Annotated in this window: 20 protein-coding genes, 1 tRNA gene and 1 pseudogene; 8 read left to right on the top strand and 14 right to left on the bottom strand. The window is 35.1% G+C overall.

Features of this window, described 5'->3' with window-relative positions:
- Positions 1–197: 197 nt before the first annotated feature.
- The 4 genes from F6K15_RS09155 to F6K15_RS09140 all read right to left on the bottom strand — a co-directional run bounded on the left by F6K15_RS09155 (position 198) and on the right by F6K15_RS09140 (position 3,559).
- The gene (locus tag F6K15_RS09155) at positions 198–2,216 is read right to left on the bottom strand and encodes a ribonuclease catalytic domain-containing protein (RefSeq protein WP_293060082.1); all 2,019 of its coding nucleotides are present in this window, start codon (positions 2,214–2,216) and stop codon (positions 198–200) included.
- A 295-nt stretch (positions 2,217–2,511) separates the two neighbouring features.
- Positions 2,512–2,730, bottom strand: a complete 219-nt coding sequence (gene rpsR, locus F6K15_RS09150) for a 30S ribosomal protein S18 (RefSeq protein ID WP_202220750.1) — start codon at positions 2,728–2,730, stop codon at positions 2,512–2,514.
- A gap of 73 nt (positions 2,731–2,803) precedes the next feature.
- Entirely contained in the window at positions 2,804–2,992 is a 189-nt protein-coding gene (rpmG, locus tag F6K15_RS09145) for a 50S ribosomal protein L33 (protein ID WP_124147576.1), read from the bottom strand.
- 33 nt (positions 2,993–3,025) lie between these two features.
- Positions 3,026–3,559 carry an RDD family protein gene (locus F6K15_RS09140; RefSeq protein ID WP_293060066.1) on the bottom strand — a complete coding sequence of 178 codons (534 nt, stop codon included), beginning with the start codon at positions 3,557–3,559 and terminating at the stop codon, positions 3,026–3,028.
- Positions 3,560–5,149: 1,590 nt separating this feature from the next.
- Here F6K15_RS09140 and F6K15_RS09135 point away from each other — a divergent pair.
- Positions 5,150–6,187, top strand: coding sequence for a succinate dehydrogenase/fumarate reductase iron-sulfur subunit (locus tag F6K15_RS09135; protein WP_293060064.1), 1,038 nt, complete (start codon positions 5,150–5,152; stop codon positions 6,185–6,187).
- Between the two features lie 50 nt (positions 6,188–6,237).
- Positions 6,238–6,438, top strand: coding sequence for a chlorophyll a/b-binding protein (locus F6K15_RS09130; RefSeq protein ID WP_293060062.1), 201 nt, complete (start codon positions 6,238–6,240; stop codon positions 6,436–6,438).
- A 1,155-nt stretch (positions 6,439–7,593) separates the two neighbouring features.
- Here the strand turns inward: F6K15_RS09130 and F6K15_RS09125 are convergent.
- From F6K15_RS09125 to psbX, 4 genes and pseudogenes are all read right to left on the bottom strand, one after another.
- A complete protein-coding gene (locus tag F6K15_RS09125; RefSeq protein ID WP_293060059.1) occupies positions 7,594–8,376 on the bottom strand; it encodes a pre-peptidase C-terminal domain-containing protein in 783 nt (260 codons plus the stop codon).
- 874 nt (positions 8,377–9,250) lie between these two features.
- Positions 9,251–10,384, bottom strand: a pseudogene (locus F6K15_RS09120) (trypsin-like peptidase domain-containing protein); the annotation flags it as partial.
- Between the two features lie 1,033 nt (positions 10,385–11,417).
- Positions 11,418–12,299 carry a Ycf66 family protein gene (locus F6K15_RS09115; protein ID WP_293060053.1) on the bottom strand — a complete coding sequence of 294 codons (882 nt, stop codon included), beginning with the start codon at positions 12,297–12,299 and terminating at the stop codon, positions 11,418–11,420.
- Between the two features lie 489 nt (positions 12,300–12,788).
- A complete protein-coding gene (gene psbX, locus F6K15_RS09110) occupies positions 12,789–12,908 on the bottom strand; it encodes a photosystem II reaction center X protein (RefSeq protein ID WP_124146589.1) in 120 nt (39 codons plus the stop codon).
- 207 nt (positions 12,909–13,115) lie between these two features.
- Between psbX and F6K15_RS09105 the strand changes: the two genes are divergently transcribed.
- Entirely contained in the window at positions 13,116–13,400 is a 285-nt protein-coding gene (locus F6K15_RS09105) for a YggT family protein (protein WP_293060047.1), read from the top strand.
- Positions 13,401–13,508: 108 nt separating this feature from the next.
- Here F6K15_RS09105 and accC read toward each other — a convergent pair whose 3' ends face one another.
- The gene (gene accC, locus F6K15_RS09100; RefSeq protein ID WP_293060044.1) at positions 13,509–14,867 is read right to left on the bottom strand and encodes an acetyl-CoA carboxylase biotin carboxylase subunit; all 1,359 of its coding nucleotides are present in this window, start codon (positions 14,865–14,867) and stop codon (positions 13,509–13,511) included.
- 418 nt (positions 14,868–15,285) lie between these two features.
- Between accC and F6K15_RS09095 the strand changes: the two genes are divergently transcribed.
- Positions 15,286–15,366 (top strand) — tRNA-Leu (locus tag F6K15_RS09095).
- A gap of 142 nt (positions 15,367–15,508) precedes the next feature.
- Here F6K15_RS09095 and F6K15_RS09090 read toward each other — a convergent pair.
- Positions 15,509–16,762 carry a transposase gene (locus F6K15_RS09090; protein ID WP_293060042.1) on the bottom strand — a complete coding sequence of 418 codons (1,254 nt, stop codon included), beginning with the start codon at positions 16,760–16,762 and terminating at the stop codon, positions 15,509–15,511.
- 249 nt (positions 16,763–17,011) lie between these two features.
- Here F6K15_RS09090 and F6K15_RS09085 point away from each other — a divergent pair, with 249 nt between their 5' ends.
- Together F6K15_RS09085 and F6K15_RS09080 are read left to right on the top strand one after the other, a co-directional pair.
- Positions 17,012–17,488 carry a GTPase gene (locus tag F6K15_RS09085; protein WP_293060039.1) on the top strand — a complete coding sequence of 159 codons (477 nt, stop codon included), beginning with the start codon at positions 17,012–17,014 and terminating at the stop codon, positions 17,486–17,488.
- Positions 17,489–17,491: 3 nt separating this feature from the next.
- Positions 17,492–18,157 (top strand): hypothetical protein, encoded by a 666-nt coding sequence (locus tag F6K15_RS09080; protein ID WP_293060036.1) that lies wholly within the window; start codon positions 17,492–17,494, stop codon positions 18,155–18,157.
- Positions 18,158–18,164: 7 nt separating this feature from the next.
- Here the strand turns inward: F6K15_RS09080 and F6K15_RS09075 are convergent, their stop codons facing one another.
- The 3 genes from F6K15_RS09075 to F6K15_RS09065 all read right to left on the bottom strand — a co-directional run bounded on the left by F6K15_RS09075 (position 18,165) and on the right by F6K15_RS09065 (position 22,135).
- Entirely contained in the window at positions 18,165–18,758 is a 594-nt protein-coding gene (locus F6K15_RS09075; protein ID WP_293060033.1) for a hypothetical protein, read from the bottom strand.
- Positions 18,682–20,316: a hypothetical protein gene (locus tag F6K15_RS09070; RefSeq protein WP_293060031.1), complete on the bottom strand. Its 1,635-nt coding sequence runs from the start codon at positions 20,314–20,316 to the stop codon at positions 18,682–18,684. The genes F6K15_RS09075 and F6K15_RS09070 overlap by 77 nt, the downstream gene beginning before the upstream one ends.
- A gap of 1,654 nt (positions 20,317–21,970) precedes the next feature.
- On the bottom strand, positions 21,971–22,135 hold the full coding sequence (locus tag F6K15_RS09065; RefSeq protein WP_293060028.1) for a hypothetical protein: 165 nt from the start codon (positions 22,133–22,135) through the stop codon (positions 21,971–21,973).
- A gap of 93 nt (positions 22,136–22,228) precedes the next feature.
- Between F6K15_RS09065 and F6K15_RS09060 the strand changes: the two genes are divergently transcribed.
- Entirely contained in the window at positions 22,229–22,855 is a 627-nt protein-coding gene (locus F6K15_RS09060) for a chorismate lyase (RefSeq protein ID WP_375341054.1), read from the top strand.
- A gap of 1,228 nt (positions 22,856–24,083) precedes the next feature.
- Here the strand turns inward: F6K15_RS09060 and purF are convergent.
- Positions 24,084–25,565, bottom strand: a complete 1,482-nt coding sequence (purF, locus tag F6K15_RS09055; RefSeq protein WP_293060025.1) for an amidophosphoribosyltransferase — start codon at positions 25,563–25,565, stop codon at positions 24,084–24,086.
- Between the two features lie 568 nt (positions 25,566–26,133).
- On the opposite strand from purF, the gene F6K15_RS09050 reads away from it, so the two are divergent.
- Positions 26,134–26,673 carry a cyclic nucleotide-binding domain-containing protein gene (locus F6K15_RS09050; protein WP_293060022.1) on the top strand — a complete coding sequence of 180 codons (540 nt, stop codon included), beginning with the start codon at positions 26,134–26,136 and terminating at the stop codon, positions 26,671–26,673.
- Positions 26,674–26,804: the final 131 nt, after the last annotated feature.

The following is a 26,804-nucleotide window of genomic DNA, read 5'->3' as shown; positions in this document are numbered from 1 at the left end:
GAGGGTAGGAGTGCGGTGAAAATATCAGGAACGCGAACGGGCAAGATACCCATTCCACAAAACTATTAAAATCATCCCGCATTTATGCAACAAGGGAAAAAAGTAGAAAAATACTCCCCACTCCCCTACTCTCTGCCCTATCCGTATATCCGTGCCATAATCCCTGTGAGCCACTCCTGGATAACTTCTTCAAAAATCTAATTAGCTGCCGCCTCTGCTACAGTAGTAATTACTTCCTGGAATATAACTTCATCCTTACGAGGGTCAGCATGGGCAACCTTCACCTCTAGGCGATCGCCCACATTGACAGACCGACCAAACCGCATTGCCAACTCTAACCCCAACTCTTCCAATAACACCAACCCTAAATTAATTTCTTCTTTCAACCACCGAATTATCAACGCTTGCCAAACCTCATCAGAATTACGTCGCAAATATTCCAGTCCCCAGTAACGGTTAGTACACCTTTCCACACTAGAAGCTTCTTTGACAGCAGGAACTAAACTCATTACTATTTCTTGCATCTGGTCTCGACTAAAAGGTAACTCCTCTCCTCGTAAATGAGCTTTAATTTGAAAGTGAGCCAATAGATCGCTATAACGCCGAATTGGAGAAGTAATCTGAACGTAAGTTTCTAAGGCCAAACTCGCATGACGAGCTGGTATAATCCCCATTTCACTTTTAGGCATACATCTACGCATCGCACAAGACCGAACTGGTCCAGCAGGCAATAATATTAGTTCTGCCTCTGGTGGAAGTTCTGGTTGGGGTTGACTGCGATAGGGAAGGGGAATATCATATTTTTGACCATATTTTGCCCCAACCTCTCCTGCCATAATCATCATCTCTGCCACTAGCTGTCTTGATGGTGAGTCGTCCAATACCTCTACTTTTACTTCCTCACCTTCGACTTTAATTACTGACTCTGGCATATAGATACTAATAGAACCTTGTGACTGTCGCCACTGAAATCTTTGTTTGGCCCACTGGTCGAGGGCATGAATTTCTGGCTCTAGCTGAATCTTTAACTGTAACATTTCATCTACATCATCATAAGTCAGGCGGTAGGTTGGTTTGATTAAGCTAGCATGAATGCTATAGTCTACAACTCCTCCACTTTCATCTAAAATAATGCCAAAACTCAAGGCGCTACAAATTTGTCCCTGAATCAGACTCATTGGTCCTGTGGCCAACTCTGACGGGAACATCGGAATCATACCTGTGGGTAAATATAATGTAGTAGTTCTTCGCCTTGCGTCTAGGTCTAACTCATCACCAGGAGTAAGTAAGCGAGTTGGGTCGGCAATATGTACCCATATCTTTTGTCGATCGCCTTCTAAAAATTCAATACTGAGGCCATCATCTATTTCTTTGGTGCTTTCATCGTCTATGGTATAAACTTTTAGATGAGTTAAATCCAAACGATTTGTATCTGGATCTGGTGGAGGAGATTTCAGGCAGCTTTGAGCCACTTCTAGTACCTTGGTAGAAAAATGTTTTGGAATCTGACTACGTCGCAAAAATAAATTTTCATGTTTGCTCCATATACCTAGATCCATTAATAGTTTAAACGCTGCTTCTGGAGTTTCTGGTAATTCTAACATTGCCAAGCTATCCATTGCTTGGGCCCGATGAGAAGCTTCTTCTCCATAAGTTGCCAATTTTTCTATTACATCTAGGCGGTTATAATCACTTGGTTGCCACTCTACTTCTTCTCCTGCTAGTCGGTTACGCACCCGGAGTAAAAAGTTTTCTAGTTCTTGTTGTTTTTGCTTTTGGACTTCCTGCTGATGTTTGATTTCTCCTACTTGAGCTACAGGTCGGGGTTCGTAGCGATCGCCTTTTTGCTTAAAGTAGAGTTTATCGTCTGATAATAATATGTACGCTGCATAACATTGGGCTGGTGTTTGTTCTGAAAATAGCAGTAAGGCCATTTCTTCTGGATTTACTGTTTCTGATTCTTCTACCAGTAGTTCCCATGCCAATTCTATACTTGAAGGGTCTATATAAGTTTCTACTTCCTGAAGAAATTTGGGAATTTCTGATGATTTGTAACCTTCTCCTGCTACTTCATAACTGATTTGCTTTGGAGGTATGCTGTGAGATTGACCATTTTCTTCCACCACGACCCAGTTTTTTTTACCATCTGGACGTTCTGTTATGGCTAGCCGCCGTTCTCCATGCAATCTAAATTCAATTAATTTTCCCTTCTCCACATTTATATATCCCTATAAATTTTCAACTACCTTTGACTAGGTTGTGGTATTTCCTAGTTTGAGATTTTTTGAATTTGGCTTTTGTAAGCATTCAGCCATCAGCTATTAGCTATCAGCATATCAGCCTCAAATTTTGTGCATATAATTAGGCATCTGGCAAGGGTCGTATTCCGAAACGTCCAAGCTTGGGTTGCTCATCCTCTTTGCGCAAAGCTGACCGCTGACCGCTGAACTGCTGAATGCTTTTTAACTTTTTCAGATTTACCCAAAATCTCAAATCTCAAACACTTTATCTTCAGGTTTCCCGATTAACGTAGGGTAATAAGGCTACTAATCTAGCTCTTTTGATACTTTTCGTTAAATCTCTCTGCTGTTTTGAAGTTAAACCAGTGATTCTTCTTGGCAGAATTTTACCTCTTTCTGTAATATATTTCTTGAGTAGTTCCACATCTTTATAGTCGATTGGATCTCCTGGTTTAATTGGTGATACTCTTTTGCGGAAGTAATTCGCCATTTCTAATTATTTGTTAGTTATTTTTGTTTACGTTTTAACTATTTACTTACTATTTTTAATACTCACTGAATTTTTACTTAATTTCTTTGTGAACTGTATGTTTATTACAGTGAGTACAGAATTTCTTCAATTCTAATCTTGAAGTTGTATTCCTACGGTTTTTAGTTGTTGTATACCTAGACACACCTTGTGAACGTTTATTAGAATTCGTTCTACATTCTGTGCATTCTAGTGTAATTACTATTCTGACTCCTTTGGCCATATTTCAATTTCCATGAATGCTAGACACAAATTATTATCTTCTCATATAACGTTTGGCTTCGTCAACTAGCCACCTTACCTTAATATCTAGGGAGTAACCACGCATTGTCCCTACTACTATTGTCTGAGCTATTCTGTCATGGAAAGCTTGTTGATATCTTTCAATATCTACTAAAGCTACTGTAAAGTCCAAAAATAAAGGAATTATTAGTAATAAGACAGCAGCATTTCCTGATGTTAAATTACTAATGCCTAACATAGCCAATGCCCCCGATAATGCTAAAATTCCTTCTCGCTTTGATAGTTCTAGGATACCTGGATTTCTTTGGTATCTAGTATCTAAAACTTTCATATCTAGAGCATAGTGTCCTATACTCTGACCATGGTTTTTATGGACTACTAACACTCGTGTTATTATCCAAAGTACCATAAAAAATAAAATAAACGTGAACCAATTATTGCTAATTATGGCACTCAAAAACCAAACTACTACAGCATCTATACTGAATGCTGCTACGCGACGGGATAGAGGTGCTTTTGGCAATTGGGGTATAATATTATCACTCATAAGATAGACCTTAATTATTTTTTGGTCTGGTTAGGAGAATATGTAACTGTTTGATTGGCTTTTGTTACTGTTCTATAATTTTATCACGTTTTTTATTTGTCAATTTTTGCTGGTTTTCCAGATAGAAGTTAATATACATATAGTTATTACCGAATAATTAAGGTAAAAATCCTCTCCTTTCAAGGAGAAACAAGAAAAATTTTTTATAATTAGTCAATCCTATCCGTTTTCAAGGAGAGGTAATAATTAATAATTAATAATTAATTATTAATTGTTGATTGGTAGCTGTACATAGTAATAGGAGTTGATGGCTAGGTTAGTAAGTAGTTATTAATTTGAATATGAAATTAAATCTAATTAAATCAAAATATTCACTACAATTTAAGAATTACTATGATTTTACATCTAATAAGATAAAATGAAATTTTTGCTCTGGTCAATCATCAGTATAATTAATCCATAATTACTCAAGCTTTGCTTTTAATTTTAATTTTAAGTTTTACCGATAAATTGAGTTTAAAGCATTTCCTTTAAAGGAAAAAACGGCAGCTTTGCGTTTCGCAGAATTAAGTTAACGCCTAGCCTATTATAGAATAGCTCAAGTGATCGCCGGAATGGAAAGCGCAGAATGAAAAACAGAAAAAGCCGATTTACTCCTCATTCTTGGGTTTTCCTTGAACTCAGTTCTCGAAGGGAGCTTTATATCCAAATATACCAAGAGAAAAGAAAAAAAATTTCCTTCTAGTCAATCCTCTTATTTTCAAGGAGAGATAATGATTAATTTTAATTTTTGAAGATTTTTCTTGTAATACAAATTTTTGATGAAGCTGCATACAACTAAAGCTTCTAATAACAAATCCGGTTATTATAAGCTGATTATGGTGTGAGGCAAAAAGTAACACTCAATAGACAATAGAGAGAATATATAATCAGCTTTTCTAAATCGGATTTGGTATAACATCATTGCCTTGTTTCAGTTTATTTACAACTTCACATTAACTGATATAAACTATTATTTTGTGACTTTTTACAGTCACGACATTGAATATACTCAGGAAGTTTGTAGACAGTAAGTTAATATTTTAATTTAATGGTAATTAAGCTCCAATAATTGTGGACAAAACAGGTGAAATCTGAAGTTTTCAACCTAATTTAAAAAATATAGCAAATAAATATATTTTAAAGTAAACTTTATTTCGTCTACAAGCTCAAACTTAAAATCTAACACCTACTACCGAAAAATGTAAGCATTCAGCCGTCAGGGCTTCAGCACTTCCCTGCGGGATGCTACGCAAACAGCTATTGCTTTTAGTTTTAGATCAAAGCTTTACTAATTGAGACAGAATTTATACTTACTACCAAAGTTGGCTTTAAAGTCTATATTCATTTAAACCTTCTAATGAGAGCTGACAGCTAACAGCTAATAGCTGTTTGCGCAGCATTCCACAGGAAATGCTTACGAAAAAACTAATAGAAGTGTAGTAAAATAAAAATAATATCGGAATCAAAAAACTCATAATTAATGCTAATATTGTTTTATCTAAAAAAAACACAACTAAGCTAGTACAAAATATCTTTAATTTATGATCGATGAAAGTCAATTTTAATATAGTTCGTCAGCATCAAAATACTACTCCTAGAGTTCAAACTTACACCTTAGAAGTTGAACCAGGCAATACAATTTTAGAATGCCTTAATCGAATTAAATGGGAGCAAGATGGTAGTTTAGCTTTTCGTAAAAATTGCCGTAATACTATCTGCGGTAGTTGTGGAATGAAAATAAATGGTCGTTCAGCTTTAGCTTGTAAAGAAAATATTAGAAATGAAGTAGATAGACTACAAAAAATAGCAAATAATAGTAATAATAATTCTGCTAATACTACTGCAAAATCTATTCCAGAAATAACTATTGCTCCTATGGGAAATATGCCAGTAATTAAAGATTTGGTAGTAGATATGAACAGTTTTTGGCAAAATCTAGAATCAGTTGAACCTTATGTCAGCACAAAAGCACGACAAATTCCAGAACGAGAATTTTTACAGACTCCCACTGAACGGGATAAACTAAATCAGACGGGTAATTGTATTCTTTGTGGAGCCTGTTATTCTGAATGTAATGCTCGTGAAGTTAATCCAGATTTTGTTGGACCACACGCTTTAGCCAAAGCTTATAGAATGGTCGGTGATTCTCGTGACAGTCAAATAGAGAAAAGATTAGAAAAATATAATCTTGACACAGCAGGAGTCTGGGGTTGTACCCGTTGTTATTATTGTAATTCTGTTTGTCCAATGGAAGTAGCACCTATGGATCAAATAGGTAAAATTAAACAAGAAATTCTCGATCGTAAAGATAAAGAAGCTAGTCGTTCTATTCGCCATCGAAAAGTTTTAATTGATTTGGTTAAAGATGGGGGTTGGATTGATGAACGAAAATTTGGTATTCAGGTAGTGGGTAACTATTTTAGAGATATTCAAGGATTATTGAGTTTAGGCCCATTAGGATTAAGAATGTTGGCAAAAGGTAAGTTTCCTTTGACTTTTGAACCTTCTGAGGGGACGGAAACTGTGCGATCGCTGATTGAATCAGTAAAAAAATTGGACAATAAATCTACTGAGATAATTCAGTAATTTTATCCGTACTAAAAAATCTTAAAAGCTCATAGAATTCTATCAATATTATGTCTGAAAATTTGACTTCTCAATCTACATCAGAATCTACTAAAAAAGTTGAAACTACTAAGTCTAATGAACCTGCTTTTGGTTGGAATACTTACGCAGAAAGAATCAATGGTAGATTTGCTATGGTAGGATTTTTCATTTTGTTATTACTGGAGTTATTTACTCATCAAGATTTTTTTTCTTGGTTAGGTTTGCGGTAAAAAATCAAGCTTAATGTAAGCATTTCCTGCGGAATGCTGCGCAAACAGCAGTCAGTTATCAGCTATTCCTAGGTCATGCTGCGCAAACAGCTTTATTACCTTTAGTGGACAATTTAAGCTCGTTGTTCTTGTGCTTCAATTCTTTGTTTAAAAATGTAGTAGAAGTTAAACAAATACTTGGTTCATTCATTAAAAAGCTGAATGCGAGCCCATTCCGCACCGAAGAGCTGACTTCTAATAGCTGAATGCTTACAGCTTAATTAATGCTAATAGCTAATCTTTGAATGACATTTAGCTATTAGCTATTAGCTATTAAACAGTCAAAAAATTAGTATTTACAAATCTGATGTTTGACCTGATTCAATTACTTAGAGGTTATAATTTAGAGGTTGTTTGTCAACATAAAGATTAAGTATGGTGTGTGACGGTACGCTGATCATTTCTGGAATAATATATAGGTTTGATACCTCACGCACTGCGTGCTGTGGGATAGTACTTTACGTAACACCCTTCGCACCCTACACGATCTAATATTTTATTTATTTGACAAACAGTCTCTTATACTGAATTATTACTAATTCTTTAATTACATTTAGCTATTGGCTATTAGCTATTAATTAGATTTGTACTAAGATAATTAATTTTTATTAAAATCAGCTTAATTTGGTATAAAAAAATGTTCCATCTGAGCGTCATTGCCAAATCTTTCTAAATTCTCTTCCTTCCTAATGGTACTTAGACATTTTCTGGGATAGAAAATGCCTAAAAGTCAGTCTATACCAGGAAATTACGTCGATACTTTAAAAATGGCTAAAACCCGTGCTTATTCAGGATTTATGCCTTTTTGACGTAAAAATCTTTACCTGTCTATGTTTGAGCCTATTTTCTACTTCTGTTTTGTGTAAGTCCCACTAACTCCTAACTCCTTATCTAATTACGCCAATGCTACCGGATTTGATATTATTTATTGATAGCTAAATGTTAATGGCTAATGGATAGTCCTGCATGGTAATGGTAGGATACATATTCTTTAATTTCTCCCACACTCCCCATCCCCCCATCTCCCCACACTCCTTTACCATTACTATGCACCACCACCGGCTAATGTTTAAATTGTATTTAGATATTAGCCATTAACCATTAATTTTTTTTCAATTATAAATCTGATGTTTGACCTGACTCAATTACTTGGAGATTATACTGACCCCTACCTGTTTTATCATAAGAGTTAACTATTACACGATATGTTCCTGTAATAGTTAGAGTAATTGTTAATTGAGAATTTGTATTTTTCTGACTAACATCATCATGTTCTCCCAATAATTCACCATTAGGACTAAATACTGCTAAATAAGTATCAAAGTCAGGACTTTCTAAGATTACAGTTACTACTTGACCTGTTGTTCCTTCAAAAGTATGTTCATCATAAATACTTTCATCAGATGGAAGTACTAAGTCTCCATCACTAAGCGTTCCTTCTAGCTGTAATATTTCTTTTCCAACTTCTTGTTCTTGGGTAGAAGGGGTAGTTTCTTCTGGAGTTGGAGTTTCTTCTGGAGTTGGAGTAGTTTCTTCTTGGGTAGAAGGGGTAGTTTCTTCTGGAGCTGGAGTTTCTTCTGGAGTTGGAGTAGTTTCTTCTTGGGTAGAAGGGGTAGTTTCTTCTGGAGTTGGAGTTTCTTCTGGAGTTGGAGTAGTTTCTTCTTGGGTAGAAGGGGTAGTTTCTTCTGGAGTTGGAGTCTCTTCTGGAGTTGGAGTAGTTTCTTCTTGGGTAGAAGGGGTAGTTTCTTCTTGGGTTGGAGTATCCTGAGCTAAAATTTCATTAGCATAGCTAGAATTGATAACCACCAGATGAAATAGAAGCATAGGAAAAAGTAAAGTTTTTCCCATAATACTTAGTAGACCAAAAGGGGCGATCGCCCAAAATCTTGCTTGACGCATTAATCACCTCAAATACAAATAAATATACTACTTAAATTCTCCAACTAGCATAGTGGGAAATAATAACGAATAATTATTAATTGAAAAAGTTTAGGGTAAATTTTAGTCAGTAATTACAGAGTTTCAGTATAATCATCTTTTTTGATTTCAAAATCAATACTTGTACTGAATTTATTAACTGTTTGATTTTGCTGTAATACAATTTGTTGAACTTGCTATAAATTCCTGTTTCCTATAAATACATTTTTTGATAAAATTGCTATTATCTGCTCATTATGACATTTTAAATCAATTTTATATTTCACATAAAAAAATATCTTCCCTTAATTCTCCTAACCTCTAGCTCCTCTCTAAAAAAGGGGAGGATATGTGGCAAGAAGTTTTAGTATTTCATCTCAATACATCTTGTTGGGTTTCCGATCCTCAAGCCTACCTATACCTACTAACTACTGTACAAGAGAACGACGATTTACCCCTACTGAGACCAAATCCGGTGATCAAAAGGCACTTTTAAAAATACTCTCTAACTTTTTCCCGATCTGCTCTATACCCCATACCCTTATCGACACAAAAGGGTACTTTATAAACCGGATTTAGTATGACTACCAAAAAAGGGGAGGATATGTAGCAATAATTTGATTATTTCATATTCTTTTAGGTTCAGTCTAGATATCAAGTCAATTTTTTATAATTGCACATAATAGTTTACTATGTAGGTGGCTTTTAAAGTCAAAATTTTTTCACTCTGCTTTGTCGATCTTTCTTGTCAAAATTTTTTTTAATCTTCATATCCCTATCTATAAAATCAGTAGATAAAATTTCAGACAATTTACCTATACTAATTTATCCTTTCGCGCTCAAAGAAAGGTCTAATTCTGGATGAAACAGACTCAATTTTCAACTGATATTCTCCTGACTCTCCTGCTTCATAAGAATTTGCTAATAACTTGTAAGTTCCATCTTCTGGTAAAGTAATCACAATTCTGGCATTTTTCTCTCCACCACTATCATCATCTTGAGCTAATTCTTGACCATTTGAACTTAATAAAATTAAGTAAGAATCTATTTTATTGCTGCTCATATCAATAGAAATCTTTTGACCTGCTAAACCCTCAAAAGCGTAAAGGTCATAGTAACTATTGTCTACAGGCAATACATTAGATTCACTGTCCAAATTACCCTTGATTTCTATTAAACCATTAAGGTCTAATTTTTCAGCCTGCTTCTCATCAAACATTCCTGTTTGTTGTTGAGCTACTAAAGGCGCTGTTCCTTCTCGAACTGCTCTTAGAAACTCTGGGACTCTATCTATAGATATAGCAAAACCAATACCAATATTACCCCCTAATTGACCACGAGTAAATATAGCAGTATTGACACCAATAAGTTCTCCAGAGCTGTTCAATAGTGGTCCCCCAGAATTACCAGGGTTAATAGCTGCATCTGTTTGGATCAATCCTCTTTCTCGGTCTATACGACTAACTATTCCTACAGTAAGAGTACCTTGAAATCTGCCAAAAGGATTTCCGATGGCAAAAGCTCGCTGACCTACTTTTGTCGAACCTGGACGAGCTATTCTAATAGTGGGAAGGTTTCTTTCTCCTCGAATTTTGAGAACTGCTAAGTCTAAATCTTCTTCACCAAAACCTATGACATCTGCTGTAACTTTTCTACCATTTGCTAAGCTAATTTTGACCACACCGCCTTGAGATACCACATGAGCATTTGTTAATACCATTCCGTCGGGACTGATAATGGCACCACTACCATTAGTTTTATCTGTATCTATGGAAACTACTGCTTGACTAGCTTGTTCATAAACACGAATATTAGTTTTTTCTTCTAGACTTAGAGAAAGTAGTGTTTCTTTTTGGTTTTTATTCAGGGGTCTGGGAATTGTATCTACTGTTATTTGAGCCTTGACTGGAGAAAAATTAGTTAAATTTACACCAACTGCTACTACTATAAGTATTCTTAATGTGGTTTTTGACAAAAATTTGGCATTCATTGTTGCTTGTCAAGTCTAGTTTATATTTAATATTATTACGCAGTAATTTTTTGAAAAAAGAGTTAGAAGTTGAGTCGCTAATAGATAAGATTAATTAGGGTTTGATGAAAAAGTCTTTTTGTAGGAGTCAGAAGCAGGAAAGAGGAAAGAGGAATAATTGTCTGAGATTTGTCTGTCTAGGTTTGTTGAAAATGTGAGCATTTTCAGCTTTTTGGAGCAAAAAACTTGCATTTTTTTTCCGTAAAATTGGCACTAGACTTAAAAGTAATATGACATTTAATTTATCTATTCTTTAATTATTGTATTGGGAATTGGCTTTCAAGTATTCTAGATATTAGCTTCGCGCCAGCTTTGTAGATCAAGTTATTAATAATTATAGGAATAGCACTTTTTATTTGAGTGAAACAAATAACTTTTGCCATGAGAATAAGTTCGTTCTAATTTGAGGCTAAAGTCTATGTACTCTGTCTTTTTTACTAAATTGAAAACTCCTAAAATTTATATAATTGTAGAGCCAATTTAACAGGAAATTTACTCAATTAGGGTTTCATTTAACCAAATAAAGTATTGTGTTATACTTCACTGCAAATGGATATAGGAATTCATAAAGTTTGAACCGTTTGAACTATTATTTATAAACTTATAGAAAATTAGTAATAAGTTCACAATCATTTAGATTCTATATTCCCTTTCTTGGTGCGCATTCCCTCTCTTGGTCATTCCCATGGCGAGGAGACCTAGCCTGGTTCCGACCGCTTGCATCTGGCGCCGACGCGGGGTCGCACCGCTGTTCCCTTTGACAAAAATTGGATATATGGTTTAAATGCAAAACAGCTTATTAATGAATAGATTAGGAATTTTGTGGTGAAGTTTTGATGATGATTTTTTAGATTCAGCAAAAATTGATTTTCTACAGAGGTATTGATATTCAGCGACTAAATAAATAATAGAGTGGGCGGGGAAAAATGCAATTTTTTAATTTACTTGAAAAATCAAAATTATCCCCACCTAATATTTCTATTTATATTAGAATTTAACCATTAATATCACTATCAGCAGAATCCATAGGAGTATACTCTACATAATTTTCTGATGTTGCTTCTCCATCAGTAGATGATGCTTCTGGTGGACGACGTTTTCTAGTTCTAGAGGATATTTCTTCCGAGTAGCTTGCTTCGGGAATAGGACGACGAGTACGGTTATTAGATGGTCTTTCTTCAGTACTAGAAGTCTCCCAACTATCTCGACTACGAGGGCGAGGTAGTCTATCTTCTGGCCTATTAGCATCACCAAAATTACCTCGACTGCGAGAAGCAGGTCTGTTATTTTCTAAGTCTACAGAATTTTCCCAATATTCAGCAGACGATCTAGTAGAATAATCTTCTGAACGAGGACTACGCTTGCGTAATCTTGGGTTTGTTTCTCCTGTTCTATCATAACTGCTTCTGCGATTAGGAGGACGACGGCGGTAATCATCTTCAAAATTATCTGGCCTAGAAGAACGATAATCTTGAGTACCTCTGATACGACGGTTAGCAGGATATTCTTCATAAGGTTCTAGTTCGTCTAAGTCTGTTTCTGCATAACCATAAACAGGACTTACCGGTCTTTCTTCATCTACAATAGGGGTACGTTCTCTTGCCTGCTTAGTTGTAAGACCCCTCATTCTTATAGATTCTGTGGCAAAGAATATGGCACTACCAGTTAACAAAAACTGACCAAAAGCTAAAATAGGGTCTAATCTCCAGCCTTGGAATATAAGAATACCTCCACATAGTAAGCCAATTGCTGCAAAGAAAATATCGTGGTCTCTCGCTAGTTTTGGACGCCATGTGCGGAGAAAGTATAGTCCTGCTCCTGCTATGGCCAGGATTATTCCTAGCAAACTACTCCAATTTAATCCTAAGTTGACCATTCTAAATCTCCTAAGTAATTCATCAATTAGTAATTCAAGTTTAATAATCTCTACCCTGACTTGGTATTTAGACTTGAAGTTATTTGGCAGATATAAAGCTTATTTAATATTTAGTTGGATATTGTATAGCAGTCGCCATTGCTATATTTGACATATCAAAAGCTGAAAACTCAAACAACGCCAGATTTTTCCTTCTGCCTTCTGCTACATCATCAATTTAACAAAGAAAAACCTCAGCTTGTTAGGTTTGGACAATTATATCACTGTCTTCCCTATTCTATAGTCTGAGGCTTTAACTTTGTCTTTGCAAAAAAAAAATTAGGTGAAACTTAAACCAAAAATAGTTTGCTCTTCGGCTCTTCACATAACTGTTAAGTTATTGCAGAAAAAAGTTTATTCCTAAGAAGAATTCGTGATTGTTAGACTTCTAGGAAATGGTATTCTGACTTAACCTTTGCTCCAAAAAGGAAAATGTTTATTATTTAGGGTCTAGGAACGAGTAACTTTATCCTTTTGGCTGACGAATATCAGAAAAATTGTAGCAGGAATAACTACAATTAGAGTTCCCGCCAGTAGACTTAATAAGAAGTTTGATAAAGAAGGAGTCATGGATTATTGCCCTTTGCCACAAAATTTGATTTACTTTAATCTTCAATATTATAGCGGTTTGCGATTTTTTTCAGTACAAATTTTGGTAGTAGTAAATAAGTGGGGATGGAGAGCGCGGGTCTTCAACCAACGTTTAGATAATTTGAAATACAATCAGATAACTTAAAGCAAATTTTACTCGACAAAATTACATTTTTTTATTGTCTTATGGACTATCTGACATTAGCTAATTGGACTCTAGGTATTGTCCTGGGGTTAATGACTTTCTTATTTATCTTCCGAATAGTTCTCACATGGTACCCCCAGGTAAATATCAATCAACTTCCGTTTAATTTGATTTTTTGGCCGACAGAACCATTTTTAGCCCCCACTAGGAAAATTGTGCCTCCTCTAGGTGGGGTAGATATTAGTCCGATTATTTGGGTAGGTATTTTCAGTTTATTACGAGAGTTGCTTTTAGGCCAGCAAGGTTTATTGAGAATGATGCTGTAGCTAATGAAGGCAGGAGGCAGAAGGCAGAAGGCACAAGGCAGAAGGGAAGAGGTTTTAGAGCTACTTTACTTTTTGTTACATACTTAGTTTTTTTTTGCCTCAACTTACTTATTTACTACTATCGGGTTTCATCACAGTCTCAACAAAGTTTGTATATACTTGCCCCTCCAGAAATTCTGGAGTCTCTAAAATTCTTTGATGAAAGCTGATAGTTGTGGGAATTCCTGTCACAGCACATTCCCTGAGGGCACGTTTCATCCTCTGAATAGCAGTAGAACGGTCTTGTCCCCAGACTATTAATTTACCAATCAAAGAATCATAGTAAGGTGGAATCTCATAGTCTGTGTAAACATGAGAGTCCATCCTCACTCCTAAACCTCCCGGTGGTAGATAACCACTAATGCGACCAGGATGGGGGCGAAAATTATGGTCTGGGTCTTCAGCGTTAATTCGACATTCTATGGCATGGCCATTAAAATTTACCTGCTTTTGGGTTAGTCGCAGTTTCTCCCCTTGGGCAATTCTAATTTGCTCCGCAATTAAGTCAAGTCCTGTAATTAGTTCTGTGACTGGATGTTCTACTTGAATCCTAGTATTCATTTCCATAAAATAGAATTCACCAGACTGGTCTAGGAGAAATTCTACAGTGCCAGCACCTATATAATTGATGGACTTGGCTGCTTTGACTGCGGCTTCCCCCATTTTCTGACGTAGTTTAGGACTTAATGCTGGACTGGGAGCTTCTTCTAGTAACTTTTGATGGCGACGCTGAATAGAACAGTCTCTCTCTCCCAGGTGAATCACGTTTCCGTGACTATCGGCTAGAATTTGAAATTCAATGTGACGTGGACGTTCAATGAATTTTTCTATGTAGACTCCAGAGTTGCCAAAGGCTGCTTCTGCTTCTCCTTGAGCTGCCTGAAGCAGTTTGGACAGTTCGTTTTCTTGGCGAACCAGTCTCATTCCTCGTCCCCCACCTCCAGCAGTGGCTTTGATCATCAGGGGAACACCGATTTTTTTGGCGATCGCTACTGCTTCTTTTTCATCTGTGAGAAGACCATCACTTCCTGGAACTGTAGGAACTCCAGCTTTTTGCATGGTTTCTTTAGCTGTGGATTTGTCCCCCATGGCCCGCATCCCCTCTGGTGTTGGGCCGATAAAAGCAATGTCGTGGTCAGCACAGATTTCTGCAAACCGGGCGTTTTCTGCGAGGAAGCCATAGCCTGGATGGATGGCAGAGGCGTCCCGAGTTAGGGCTGCTGAAATAATATTGGGAATGTTGAGATAGCTTTTGCTACTGGTGGGTTCACCAATGCAAACTGCTTCGTCCGCCAGTTGCACATGGAGGGCATGGCGGTCTATGGTTGAATGGACGGCAATGGTAGCTATGCCCATTTCTTCGCAGGTGCGGAGAATGCGTAGGGCTATTTCGCCTCGGTTGGCTATTAGGATTTTAGAGAACCGCATTTCAGTTATCAGTTATCAGTTATCAGTTATCAGTTAGCCTCCTATTGGAGGAGCTACGCTATCAGTAACTCTGGCTAAAGCCAAAGGGTTGAAATACTGAAGTTTATTTTCTCTTGGTCTCATGGATATGGCGAGGAAACTTCGCCATCCTTCGACCGCTTTTTTATCCCTTTGAAAGGGGGAAGCTATTGACCTTATTTTTTGTCATAAGCGATTGGGAGTCAATGACCCTTTGCACATTCTTAACTGTGACTAAATTTTAGAGGAGGGATAATGTCCTAACCAACCCAACGGCTACTACATTAAAAAGATTTTAGAAAATTTCTTGTAGACATTCCAGAATTTTATGTTATTATTGTATATTGTTAGCTAAAATTCCATAATTTTCTGGAAGTTTGGTTGATAGATGCTAACTAGAGCGGATGTGGCGGAATTGGTATACGCGCACGTTTGAGGGGCGTGTGGCTTTGCCTTGCGAGTTCGAGTCTCGCCATCCGCATTGGAAAATAGTCAGGGGTTGTTAGTTTAACCTCTGATTTTCTTTTTTTGGACCCAGGAATTAACGTTAGATGTGGATAGTTAAAACTATAGCGCTATATCTTATGTAGTGTTGTGAAGTTCTCTCCCGTTAAATCTCGCGATTATAACGGGAGCTTCTCAAACAAAGAAGTTTCTTGTTTCACAGGCTGATTAACATCTAAGCCTCCACAAGCAGACAAGATGATACCCACCTCGTTTAACGCTTTATTTAATATATTAATTGCTGCATTCTCGTCCCGATCTAAAACTACTTTACATTTAGGACAACAGTGAGTTCTAACTGACAAAGTTTTAGGTACCTTTTGACCACAATTACTACAATTTTGTGATGTATTGTGAGGATTAACTTTAATTATATGAACACCGCGTTTTACCGCCACTGCATTCAATTTTTCAATAAAAACTCCCCAGGCTACATCATAAATTGATTTTGATAATTTGCTATTTCTAGCTAAACCTTTAATATTAAGGTTTTCCACAGCAATTAACTCATATTCTTTAACTAATTTATGAGCAGTCTTATAGTGAAAATCTTCTCTTTGTCTGGCAATATGTTGATGTAATTTAGCTATTTTATTTTGTGCTTTTTTCCAGTTGTTTGACCCAATTTCTTTTCTAGATACTTTTTTTTGCTTTCTTGCTAAATTAGATTGAGATTTTCTATAGAATTTAGGAACAGAAACAGTTTCACCAGTATTGGTAGTTAAGAACTCTTTTAAGCCGACATCTATACCTACAGCAGTTTTGATATTTTCTGTAGGAATTAAACTAGGAATCGACTTATCTTCTAAACTGAAACTTACATAATAACCATCAGCTTTTTTAGTTATAGTTGCAGTTTTTATCGTCATACCGTCTGGAATAGCTCTATGAACTATTACTCGAATAGTACCAAACCTCGTAGTAATTATTTGTTTTCCATCAAATTTAATTACTGCTTTGGAATGATTGACTCTACTGAAACAAAATGACCTTAACTTTCCTGATTTTTTAAATCTTGGTCGTCCTCCACGTTTACCCTTTTTGTCAGGTATTAGCCAACGTTTCCAAGCTTTATCTAGTCTTTGTAAGTTAATTTGCTGGACTTCTGAATAGATTTCTCTGTAGTCAGGAAATAACTTTTTTGTCTGTTTAAGTGCTGATTGCTGAAAATAATAATTTGGCAACTTTTGAATTTCGCCAATAGGACATGAAATTAATGAACAACGGTCAATTTGACATCTAGTTCTATTTAACCAATCTAGTCTTTGACCTAAAGCATAATTGTAATGCCTTCGTAATAGTTCTAGCCAGTAATCAATTTTGACTGACTGTTCAGGAGTGGGCTTAACTTTGTAGCAATGAGTAATTATCATAATTTTATACTACTCTTTAGTGCTAGATTTGAACAGCAATCGAAACCTATTTAATTTACTACCAGGCAATTTCTCTCCCGTTAAATCACAGATTATAACGGGAGACCTTGCCGAATCAAGTTGGATGTATTATGGATGAAAAATTGACATTTAACAGGTCAAGATTTTCAAAAAGCCTGTAAGAATTTAAACCTCGTAGCCCCTCAATGATATGATAATACTTAAGATATTAACTTAGGATATTAATATATGAACACAAGCTCTAGCTCTGAGGGTTTTAAATATTTTTTGGAAAACTATATTAAAGAAAAAGAAAAACAAGCTGTACCTAATATACTTGTTTGTGGTTATACGGGAACTGGAAAGACTTCAATAATTCAGAGTTTATTTGGAAAAGATACTGTAGATGATAAGTTAATTGGTCATGGTAAACCAATGACTCAAGGGTTTGAAAAATATAAAAATCCTAATATTAACGTTTGGGATTCTAAAGGTTTTGAACATGATAAAGCTCAAAGTGAGCTAACAGAAGAAACTAAAAAATGGATAAAAGCAAAAGAAAATAATCCTGATAGTTCTATTCATATGATTTGGTATACTATTCATGGGCCATTGGCAAGAGTAACAGAGTCAGATACTGATTTTATTAAAAGTTTTAAAAATATCATTACTATTATTACTCAAGTAGACAGAACGAGTAAAAAACAACTTGAAGAGATGATTTAAACATTGACAGATGCAAATATTTCAAAAGAAAAAATTATTCCAGTTTTTGTTTATATACCAGAACCTTATGAGGCATTAGACTTTCTAAATGATGATGATGATGATAGTTTAAAATCTACCACTTCTGGCTATTCAGAGGCTATAGAAAATGAAAAAAAGAAACAAAGCCAAAAGCAACTCAAAAAATTACTAAATCTAACTATAAAAATGATGCCTGATGCCTATAAGGAAGCTATTATGAATGCACAATTAATTGATTTAGAATCCAAACAGGCAAAGGCCCAAACTATCATTCATACAGCAGCAGTAGCTGCAGCAGTAGCTGCAGCTGATCCTATTCCACTTAGCGATTCTTTATGGATTACAGGAATTCAGTATGGAATGATAGCATCTTTAACTGTATTGTACGGTTTTACTGAAGAAGGAGTAAAAGCTTATTTTGCTCCTATGATTTCTCAAGTAGCAGGTACAATGCTTGCAACAAGTTTAACTAAATTAATTCCAGGGTTGGGTACGGTTATTCAATCTGGATTAGCGTTTAGTTTGACTGAAGCAGTTGGAAATTTAGTCAATGATTACCTAATTAAGTGTGCTAAGGCTCGGCGTGAAGGTGAGCCTATTCCGACATTTGCAGTAGATCCCTCTTATTTCAAAGGCTTTGCTGACTAGGTACAGCCTAAACTCTCAAACGCAAGCTGAAGTCATTATAAACAGGCCATCTGTAACACACTGTAATCTCATAACCCCTTTGAATTATTGAAGGGGGTTTATCGATAAAAAATTTCTTAATAACTAACTTCATAACTATTAATTGTCCCGTTCCGTATCTATTTCCTACTTCTAATTGCTCTAATCTAGCAGCATGAAATATCAACCTTTCCCCCTCTAAGCATATCGGCCATAAATAATTATTTGAAACAGGAAAATTCAGACTATTAACATCATCAACTTTCTCTAAACTCTCAAACACATATACTTCATCTGCTGCCTGTACAGAATTTAATTTATCTAAAATTTGCTCATCTTTCAATGTAACTATTTTTGTTTTTGTAGATCCTTTAGCATACTGACTTACTCTAATTTTCTCGATTAAAATTTCTACTTTTCTACTACTGCCATCTCTGTAAATATAACCTTGATAATCTTGGATAATAAATACAGAATCATCTAATTTTAAAACCCTATACTGTTGGTTAATTAGAACTATACAATTTAGTTTCCAACTCTTGTAAAATTTGCTTTTTATCCTGACTGCCTTTAAAAATTCCAAAAATATCTAATTTCTGCTCTAATTTTCTTTCTCCACCATCGCTAATTACCCAACTAACTTGATTAATAGCATTCATAATTCCACTATAAGCAACCGCCCCATAAAAATTTCCTTCCTCAGTAATTCCTAATTTAATTTTATCCTGAGTACTCATTTCTAAAGTTGAGGCGATCGCTACTAAACCAACAGCTCCAATTAAAGCTTCTCCTCCTTTCAATACTTTTACTGCTGCTAATACTCCAACACCACCACTAACTACAGCATCATTCACTTCCTCGATTAACATTCCTTTCTGAATGGCAATATTCCCAAAACTATTTGTAGTTTTGGTTGGATTTTCTGCCTGTTTTACAAACTGTTCTACTTTCTTGAATTTGTTAAAAACTGAGTAAAATTCTTCTCGGTCTAGTTTTTCTAATTCTAATTCTATTTCAAAATATCTTTCTCTTAAAAGTTGATATACAATCTTGCAGATTCTCGGAATTTCTGCCTGCATAATTATCGTGTCTAAACTTTCTGAAATAAAATTATCTCTAATTTTTACACCTTCTTTAATCTGTTGATATAACGATAAATATTTCCGACGCTGATTATCATTTATTTCTGAGCTGCTGTAAATTAAATCTACAATCAACATATCTATTCTTAACCCAGTTGATGTTGCGCTTGCCAATAAATATTTATCTTTTAGTTCAGAGGAGATTGCTGAATTTAAAACCATTGCATCCAACTGTTGAAAATCATCTAATTTAGGTAAAGGGTCTGCTGCTTTAATATATTGATAAATACTCTTGATTTGATATTTTTTAACTTCGCTTAAATTGGCAAATTCTAAAACTTCTTCCAAACTTTTATCAATACCTATCCACCGCGAATTTTCACTGGCAATTGTATAGCGTAAACCAATCAAGGAATCTATATTTGAAGAGTTAACAAGAAAATCCAATAGATTGAGTGCTGCTAAATCATAAACATATAAACCAGTATTAATTCTGTTATAAGCTTCTAAACATCTAGTTTTACTTCTTTCATAAATTGATGAATGAATTATTAAATTATTCATCCGACGGTCTATGTTTAATTCGGGATTATAAAAAGTATGTAAAACTAGAAAAGCATCATTTCCTTGTAAACCGCATTTTTTTAATCGTAAAGTAGAGCCTTCAGTACTATTAATACGAATTTTCACGTTATAGCTTTTACCTGATTTAAGAGTTACTTTTTGAGTACCTCCCTGACTAGCAACCTGATAAGCAACAAAAATATGATATATTTCTTCTTGTTCTAAATCATTTTCTATTTCTGGCGATAATTCAGAATTAGTTTGCTGTTTTCCAAAAGCAGATTCTTTAACAGTTTCTCTAAAATATTTACCAACATCTGATGTTTTATTACTAATAATTTCTTCTATTTCTGAAGCTTTACTTTTAGCAGTTTTGGAAGCTTGTTCACTGATTGAATGTCCGGCTTTAGATACTTTTTTACCAAGATTGTCTCTAACTGTTGATGCCTTGTCAGTCACTGATTTCCATAAGGATGATGGTTGTTTTTTATTCATAATTTTGATTATTTATAAATTATCTCTCTTGTCTCATATTTAATGTCTGAGCAATTAATAGTACAGGATTTAGCACTAAGCTATACTCAAAAAATATGTCATATTTTAGGATTTAATCGCTGTCAGTATTTTTTATTATACATTTAGGACAAATTACTTACCGAAAAATTAAGGTATAAAGCTTCTCCATTCATGGAGAAAAAAGCGGTCGATCTTCGCAGCTTCCCGTAGGGTTGGATGGCGAGGTCTCCTCGCCATATCCAATCGACCAAGAGAAGAAAAAAAATCCTTTTAGCCAATCCTTATATTACATAATTAATAATTAATATTTCAACAATTATTAATTATTAATTATTAATTGTTGAAATATTAATCTGTGTTTTCTATCTATAGTTGAAATTTTTATTCCTTACATATATTTTAAATCTTCATCTTTTTTTCTTTTTTTTATACACTTTTTTTTGACGATAGCCTATTATTTTCTGAACTTGTCACCTTCTAGAAAAATATTTTCTGAAATTGGTATTAATAGTATGTTTTATTCATAGATGCGTTCATTAATGGATAATTGATAATGTAAGCATTCAGCCGTCAGCCATCAGCTATCAGCTATTGCTTTTAGTTTGAGATAAAAGCTTTGCTAATTTATCAGAATTAGGCATTGTGGAATTAAGGTATGAAAGTAGGTTTATAGGTATGGAGGAAACACTGGAGTTGGGAATAGGTATGGAGGGAAAAGTTAATATTAACAAGTAGTTCAAACAATCGAAAATACAAAATCATCAAATCATGCCTATCTATCAGTAACACCCAGAATTTATACTTACGCCTAAAAGCTGGCTAAAACAGTCTATATTTATTAAAACCCGGTCATAAGAGCTGACAGCTAATAGCTGTTTGCGCAGCATTCCGCAGGAAATGCTTACTTGATAATTACCTCTCCCTAAAAGGGATAGGATTGACAAATAAGGAAAAAATTTATTTTTTTCTCCTTGAAAGGGGAGGCTTTTAACCCGAATTGTTTAATTATTTAATTATTTAATTATTAATTATTCGGTAATTTTATTTTGGTTTACTAATAGTACGAAATATAGCAAAAATATTTATTAAGCTTGAATTTGCTTGACTTGTTTCACACCATGAGATAAATGTACAGCATTACCTAGGGAAGAAAGAAACAAAAAGCCAATGCTAGAAAGTTTTGCTCTTCTTTAATACTTCTTAAGGAATGCTTTTAAGCAGGGCTGTTTCATTCTAAACTTTGCCATTTTATATATTGATGAAACTAGGTTATTTCCAGCTTGAGGAAATTTATCCTTCGCTGTCTGAAAATCAATAAATTCATTGCCAAAATCTATAATGAAATTACCCTTAGTTTTAAGTCCTACATAAAAGATTTAGAGGCAGTTTAAATACTCCTTTAAATTGAACTTTTTACTACTTATGATGTTTCACATAAATCATCCATCCAGTGGATAATTTGTCGGTCTCTATTTCTGACATAAATGCTACGCCAACAGCTAAGTAAGAGGAACTTCATTACAGTTAAAAGTTAAAAGTTTAAGATTGATTTAGCTCAAAAGTTTAACTGATAATAATTTGACTTAGGTAATAATTTTGCACTTAATTGTGTGAAATTATGCGTGACAAAATTTTAAGTTATATGAACTACAAAAAGTTGTGCAAATATACGAATCTCCCTATCTCCCCATCTCCCCATCTCCCCATCTCCCCATCTCCCCATCTCCCTAGTGCGAAGCTGAAAATGTAAGAATTTTGAGCAGACAGGGGCAAAAAACCTCACCCATAAGACTTCCATAAGCAAACCCTAATTATTTTGATGGTAGTAGAAAGAATTGAGTCGGGACGCTATGATCGAAATAAATAAATTAAGTTTTGTAAAGAAAAAAAATTGACTGCTATTTCACCCAAACATTCTATTATACAACCCAAACCTTGGTACTCCCTAGCCCCCTTATGGCAAGGAGGAGAAGAAGTAGTGCGCCAAGGTCTGCCCCACTGCCAACTTTCACCTGCATGGCAAATATTACTACTTGGAGATGGCTCTCCCACTCGTCACTTACAACTTTTGACAACTGAACCAACAGAAGTTGATGTAATTGATATGTCTCCTATTGGCATGAATCTTGATAATGCCCCTGACTTAATTAATGCTGTACCTGGCCCTAGACTGCGACGGCAGGTATGGTTGAGGACAACTTCAGGACAAAGACTCGCTTATGCTGCTTCTTGGTGGGAAGCGAGTCATGTAGATGAGTATTTGCAAAATCGGTCTTTGCCTATTTGGGCTAGTTTAGCTCGTTTGCGGACTGAATTGTATCGAGATGTCCAGGGAATTTATTATGGTCATTCTAGAGAATTAGAGTTAGCTTTTGGGGAGTTAGGACCATTTTGGGGACGACATTACCTATTTTGGCATCATGGCCAGCCACTGACATTAATTTATGAGGTATTTTCACCTTATCTTAGGAAATATTTAGGACCAACAAATGTTACAGACGGCGATTCTCCAAAGTAATAGTTGTTATACTATTTCACTCTCAGATATATTGCAAATTGTTTCATACCTAGCTTATGTGAAATAATCGTTAGTATTAAGAAATTATCAAAAGTATAAAGCTGTAAAAGTTGTATGAAATAATTTAGCAAGGCATTGATTAGAATATTTAAGTTTAACCTTTCTAATTTACATAAAAGTAGAGGGAAAATATGAGCAATCAAGAAGATAGAGAAAAATTTTAATAGTTAATCAAGCAAGCCAAGGAGGCTAATAAAGACGATAATATTTCTGATAGTTAAGCCAGAAAAGAAGTTTATGATAATCTTGAAAATAAGAGCTTAACGTATTTCCTGAAAATTTTTGGTAAAGACGATTATGATGTTGATGATGATGAAATGGGGTTATTAGATTGGCTAATGAATGATTTATTTAAAACAGAAAATCAGGATGAATATCAAAAAATAATTGATAATATGAGCAAGTAAATATTACTTTTGATTTATTTAAAAAACAACTCCATAATCTGAAAAAAGGTGTGTTTTTTTTTGCTGAAAAATTTGATTATTGGTAACTAATTAGGGCTTGCTGATTAAATCTAAAAGTATTTTACAGATAAAGGTTTTAGCCTTTTTGGGGCCTTTAAAAAGTGCAAATTTTTCAGCTCTTCACGCTCAAAAAGGAGCGTATTTTAGGCGCATAGTTGGGCAGAACAATCTTGGGACAATTCTTACTCCTACCTCCTCGCTCCCGACCCTTTTCTCCTGTCTACTGTCTTCCCCTCCTGGGAGGGGGAGGGGCGAGGGGTGGGTTGTCTCCTACTCCTACCAAAAGACTTTCCATACGCAAACCCTAATTATCGTCAACATTTCCTGCGGAATGCTGCGTAAACAGCCGTCATTTATTATCTAACCTTCTAATGAGCAATTAATTTTGGGGAAGGTAAAAGCAACCTTTGAAATTGAGGAAAGAATAAAAAGTTACTGCCAAAGTACCCTTCCCAAACCTTAGAAGTAATTATTCACTACTAATTGCTGAATGCTTAATAACGATCAAAATATTATTCTATCGTTTTATATTATGTCTGGTAGAATAGTTATGAATAATTAGGAACAGGACATGGAGAAAACAAGGGCAACTTAGAGAATAAATTTTCCATGGCAATGATTGATCTCAATATCATACCTACAAGCTAATACCTATCACCTGATACTTTAGATTGTCATTAATTAACCAGACATAATACTATTTAAACTTGAACAGTATTTTCTAGAATAAGTTTAGAACGCTTCAATTTGTCTGGTAAAGGAATAGGATAGTCACCAGTAAAACAAGCAGAACAAAAAGTCTTAGGATCTTCATCCGTTGTTCTTAACATCCCCTCCCAACTCAAGTATGCGAGAGAGTCAACACCTATTTGTTCGGCAATTTCTGCAACTGATTTTGTGGCTCCAATTAATTGCTCTTGGTTATCTGTATCAATGCCATAAAAACAGGGATGAGTTACTGGTGGGGAAGAAATTCTCATGTGAACTTCTGTTGCGCCAGAATCTCGCAAAGCTTTAACGATTTTTTTACTGGTGTTGCCACGCACAATAGAATCGTCAACTATAATCACTCGCTTACCTTCTAATACATCTTTGAGAGGGTTAAGTTTCATGCGGATGCCTGATTCTCTCATGTGTTGAGTTGGCTGAATAAAGGTACGACCAACATAGCGATTTTTAATTAATCCCTCAGCATAGGGAATACCTGATTCTTGAGAAAAACCTATAGCTGCGGGAATACCAGAATCAGGAACACCTATGACCATATCTGCCTCTACTAAAGATTCTCTTGCTAACTGGCGTCCTATTTTGAGTCTGTAGCTGTATAAACTACCACCTTCCATTATGCTGTCCGGGCGGGCAAAATAAATCATTTCAAAAATACATAGCTTCCTTTGTGGTTTCTGATTCCAGTGGAAGGAAGCCATACCTTCTTCTGTAATCCAAACTAACTCTCCAGGTTCAACATCTCGGAGATATTCTGCACCAATAATATCTAAAGCACAGGTTTCTGAGGCGAGGACATATCTTTTTGGGTTGATATCTTCTAATGTACCAATAACAAGGGGTCGTACCCCGTGGGGGTCTCGTACTCCCATCAGACCTTCTGGAGTACCAATGGTTAAACTGAAGGCTCCTTTACACAAATGAAAAGCACTAATAGCAGCTTCTAGCCAGCTTTTACCACTTTTAACTTCTGTGGCGATCGCTAATGCAATCATTTCTGAATCTGTAGTACTCTTAAAGCTACATCCACGGTCAATTAGTTCTTTTTTTAATTCTTGTGTATTGACAAGATTACCATTGTGTGCAATTGCCAAAGGTCCAAGAGGGGTCTCAACAAGAGCAGGTTGAGCATTAATAATCTGACTAGAGCCTGTAGTAGAATAACGAGTATGACCAATTCCTATATTACCAGTCAACTGCTGTAAGATGGACTCATTAAAGACTTGAGATACTAGCCCCATTCCTTTATGTATGTAAACTTTATCATCTTGAAAAGTAGCAATTCCTGCAGACTCTTGACCTCGATGCTGTAGTGCATATAAGCCAAAATAGGTTAGTTTAGTTACATCTTCTTCTGGGGCATAAATTCCGAAAACACCACAAGCTTCTTCTGGTTTATCTATCTCAAGATAATTTTCTAAATTTTTCTTAGTAGTTGAAGGGTATTTGTCAGTCATGGTTATATTTTAACTCCTTATCAGGATTATTAGTTTTTATAACTCTTTTCAAAGTGGTAAATTATCTGGTCTAGGGATAGACTAGGAAAAAGTTAACCTCATCTTAAACTATAGTAACTAATTTTGTGAAGTATTGTAAACTAAATAGGTAAAATATTAAGCTCATCAGGGCGATCGATAACTGAGCAAACCCTTCGATTTATAAAATTACTAGAATGCTGGTGGCATTCTACTGGAGCTTGCTTAAGGCAAAAAAGTTTTCCTAGAGTTATTTAGTACTACTAGAGTTATTTAGTACTAATTGTTGCATCAAACAATTTCGCAAAAAGGTAAGGAAGAAAAAAGAATAAAAATTATGATAGAGATTAGGTAGGAAATATGATTCTCAGTCTCAAAGTTGCCATAAATTTCCAAATTTCTTTTTATAGTATTATTTTTGATAATTGGTATTAATGTTGGTAAAATCTGTTTAGTAGGAATGAATCGCCGTTTCAGGTTTAATGTATTATGTCCAGTTAAATACTTAAGTTAAATCATTGAGAAATATGTATTATTAAACAAATATCGTATGAGTAAAGTGTTAGCTATATTAGGGGAATTGAGCAATCGTGACATTGATTGGATGATTGCTAATGGTAGTAAGGAAACAATTACTACTAACACTATATTAATCCATGAAGGTCAACCAATTGATGCTCTTTATATTGTACTTGATGGCACAATGAAAGCTTATGTAGCTGGTGTTGGAAATCAAGAAATAGGTATTATTACTTCTGGTGAAATTTTGGGAGAGATGTCTTTTGTAGATGGTAGATTACCATCTGCTACTGTAAAGGCGATAGAAAATACTTTAATTCTGTCTATCTCTAAACAAAAATTAAATGAAAAATTAGAGCAAGATGTATTATTTTCTCTCAGATTTTATCGAGCAATTACTAAGTTTTTATCGACTCGATTACGCGGTACTGTAACCCGCTTTAGTGAACATAAAGATTTACTTTATCAAGATAATTATGGGAATAATAATAATACTGAAACATTAGCAGAGAATAGTGCCGTAGCTAAGTCTAGATTTGAAGCATTAATGGAGCGTCTTAAGAGTAGTTAATGTTCTCTGTTACTACAAATTCTATAATTCTATTAAGCTATCGTATTGTGCTCGGAGTCAGGAGTCAGGACTCATTTGATCTCATGCTACGCTTCCCATGGTAGTAAACTGATAGCGTAGCTCCTCGAATT

The sequence above is a fragment of the Okeania sp. SIO2B3 genome (genome assembly GCF_010672525.1).
GTDB lineage: Bacteria > Cyanobacteriota > Cyanobacteriia > Cyanobacteriales > Microcoleaceae > Okeania.
Note: the sequence above shows the minus strand (reverse complement) of the source record. Positions and strands in the feature narration are given on the sequence as shown.

What these genes read in the sequence shown, in the direction of transcription:
- F6K15_RS09065 (WP_293060028.1), bottom strand. Translation starts at nt 22,135, where the DNA reads ATGGAAGTCTTATGGGTGAGGTTTTTTGCCCCTGTCTGCTCAAAATTC.
- accC (WP_293060044.1), bottom strand. Translation starts at nt 14,867, where the DNA reads ATGCGGTTCTCTAAAATCCTAATAGCCAACCGAGGCGAAATAGCCCTA.
- purF (WP_293060025.1), bottom strand. Translation starts at nt 25,565, where the DNA reads ATGACTGACAAATACCCTTCAACTACTAAGAAAAATTTAGAAAATTAT.
- rpsR (WP_202220750.1), bottom strand. Translation starts at nt 2,730, where the DNA reads ATGGCGAATTACTTCCGCAAAAGAGTATCACCAATTAAACCAGGAGAT.
- F6K15_RS09115 (WP_293060053.1), bottom strand. Translation starts at nt 12,299, where the DNA reads ATGGTCAACTTAGGATTAAATTGGAGTAGTTTGCTAGGAATAATCCTG.
- F6K15_RS09050 (WP_293060022.1), top strand. Translation starts at nt 26,134, where the DNA reads ATGAGTAAAGTGTTAGCTATATTAGGGGAATTGAGCAATCGTGACATT.
- F6K15_RS09135 (WP_293060064.1), top strand. Translation starts at nt 5,150, where the DNA reads ATGAAAGTCAATTTTAATATAGTTCGTCAGCATCAAAATACTACTCCT.
- F6K15_RS09085 (WP_293060039.1), top strand. Translation starts at nt 17,012, where the DNA reads ATGAACACAAGCTCTAGCTCTGAGGGTTTTAAATATTTTTTGGAAAAC.
- psbX (WP_124146589.1), bottom strand. Translation starts at nt 12,908, where the DNA reads ATGACTCCTTCTTTATCAAACTTCTTATTAAGTCTACTGGCGGGAACT.
- rpmG (WP_124147576.1), bottom strand. Translation starts at nt 2,992, where the DNA reads ATGGCCAAAGGAGTCAGAATAGTAATTACACTAGAATGCACAGAATGT.
- F6K15_RS09140 (WP_293060066.1), bottom strand. Translation starts at nt 3,559, where the DNA reads ATGAGTGATAATATTATACCCCAATTGCCAAAAGCACCTCTATCCCGT.
- F6K15_RS09090 (WP_293060042.1), bottom strand. Translation starts at nt 16,762, where the DNA reads ATGATAATTACTCATTGCTACAAAGTTAAGCCCACTCCTGAACAGTCA.
- F6K15_RS09070 (WP_293060031.1), bottom strand. Translation starts at nt 20,316, where the DNA reads ATGAATAAAAAACAACCATCATCCTTATGGAAATCAGTGACTGACAAG.
- F6K15_RS09125 (WP_293060059.1), bottom strand. Translation starts at nt 8,376, where the DNA reads ATGCGTCAAGCAAGATTTTGGGCGATCGCCCCTTTTGGTCTACTAAGT.
- F6K15_RS09105 (WP_293060047.1), top strand. Translation starts at nt 13,116, where the DNA reads ATGGACTATCTGACATTAGCTAATTGGACTCTAGGTATTGTCCTGGGG.
- F6K15_RS09130 (WP_293060062.1), top strand. Translation starts at nt 6,238, where the DNA reads ATGTCTGAAAATTTGACTTCTCAATCTACATCAGAATCTACTAAAAAA.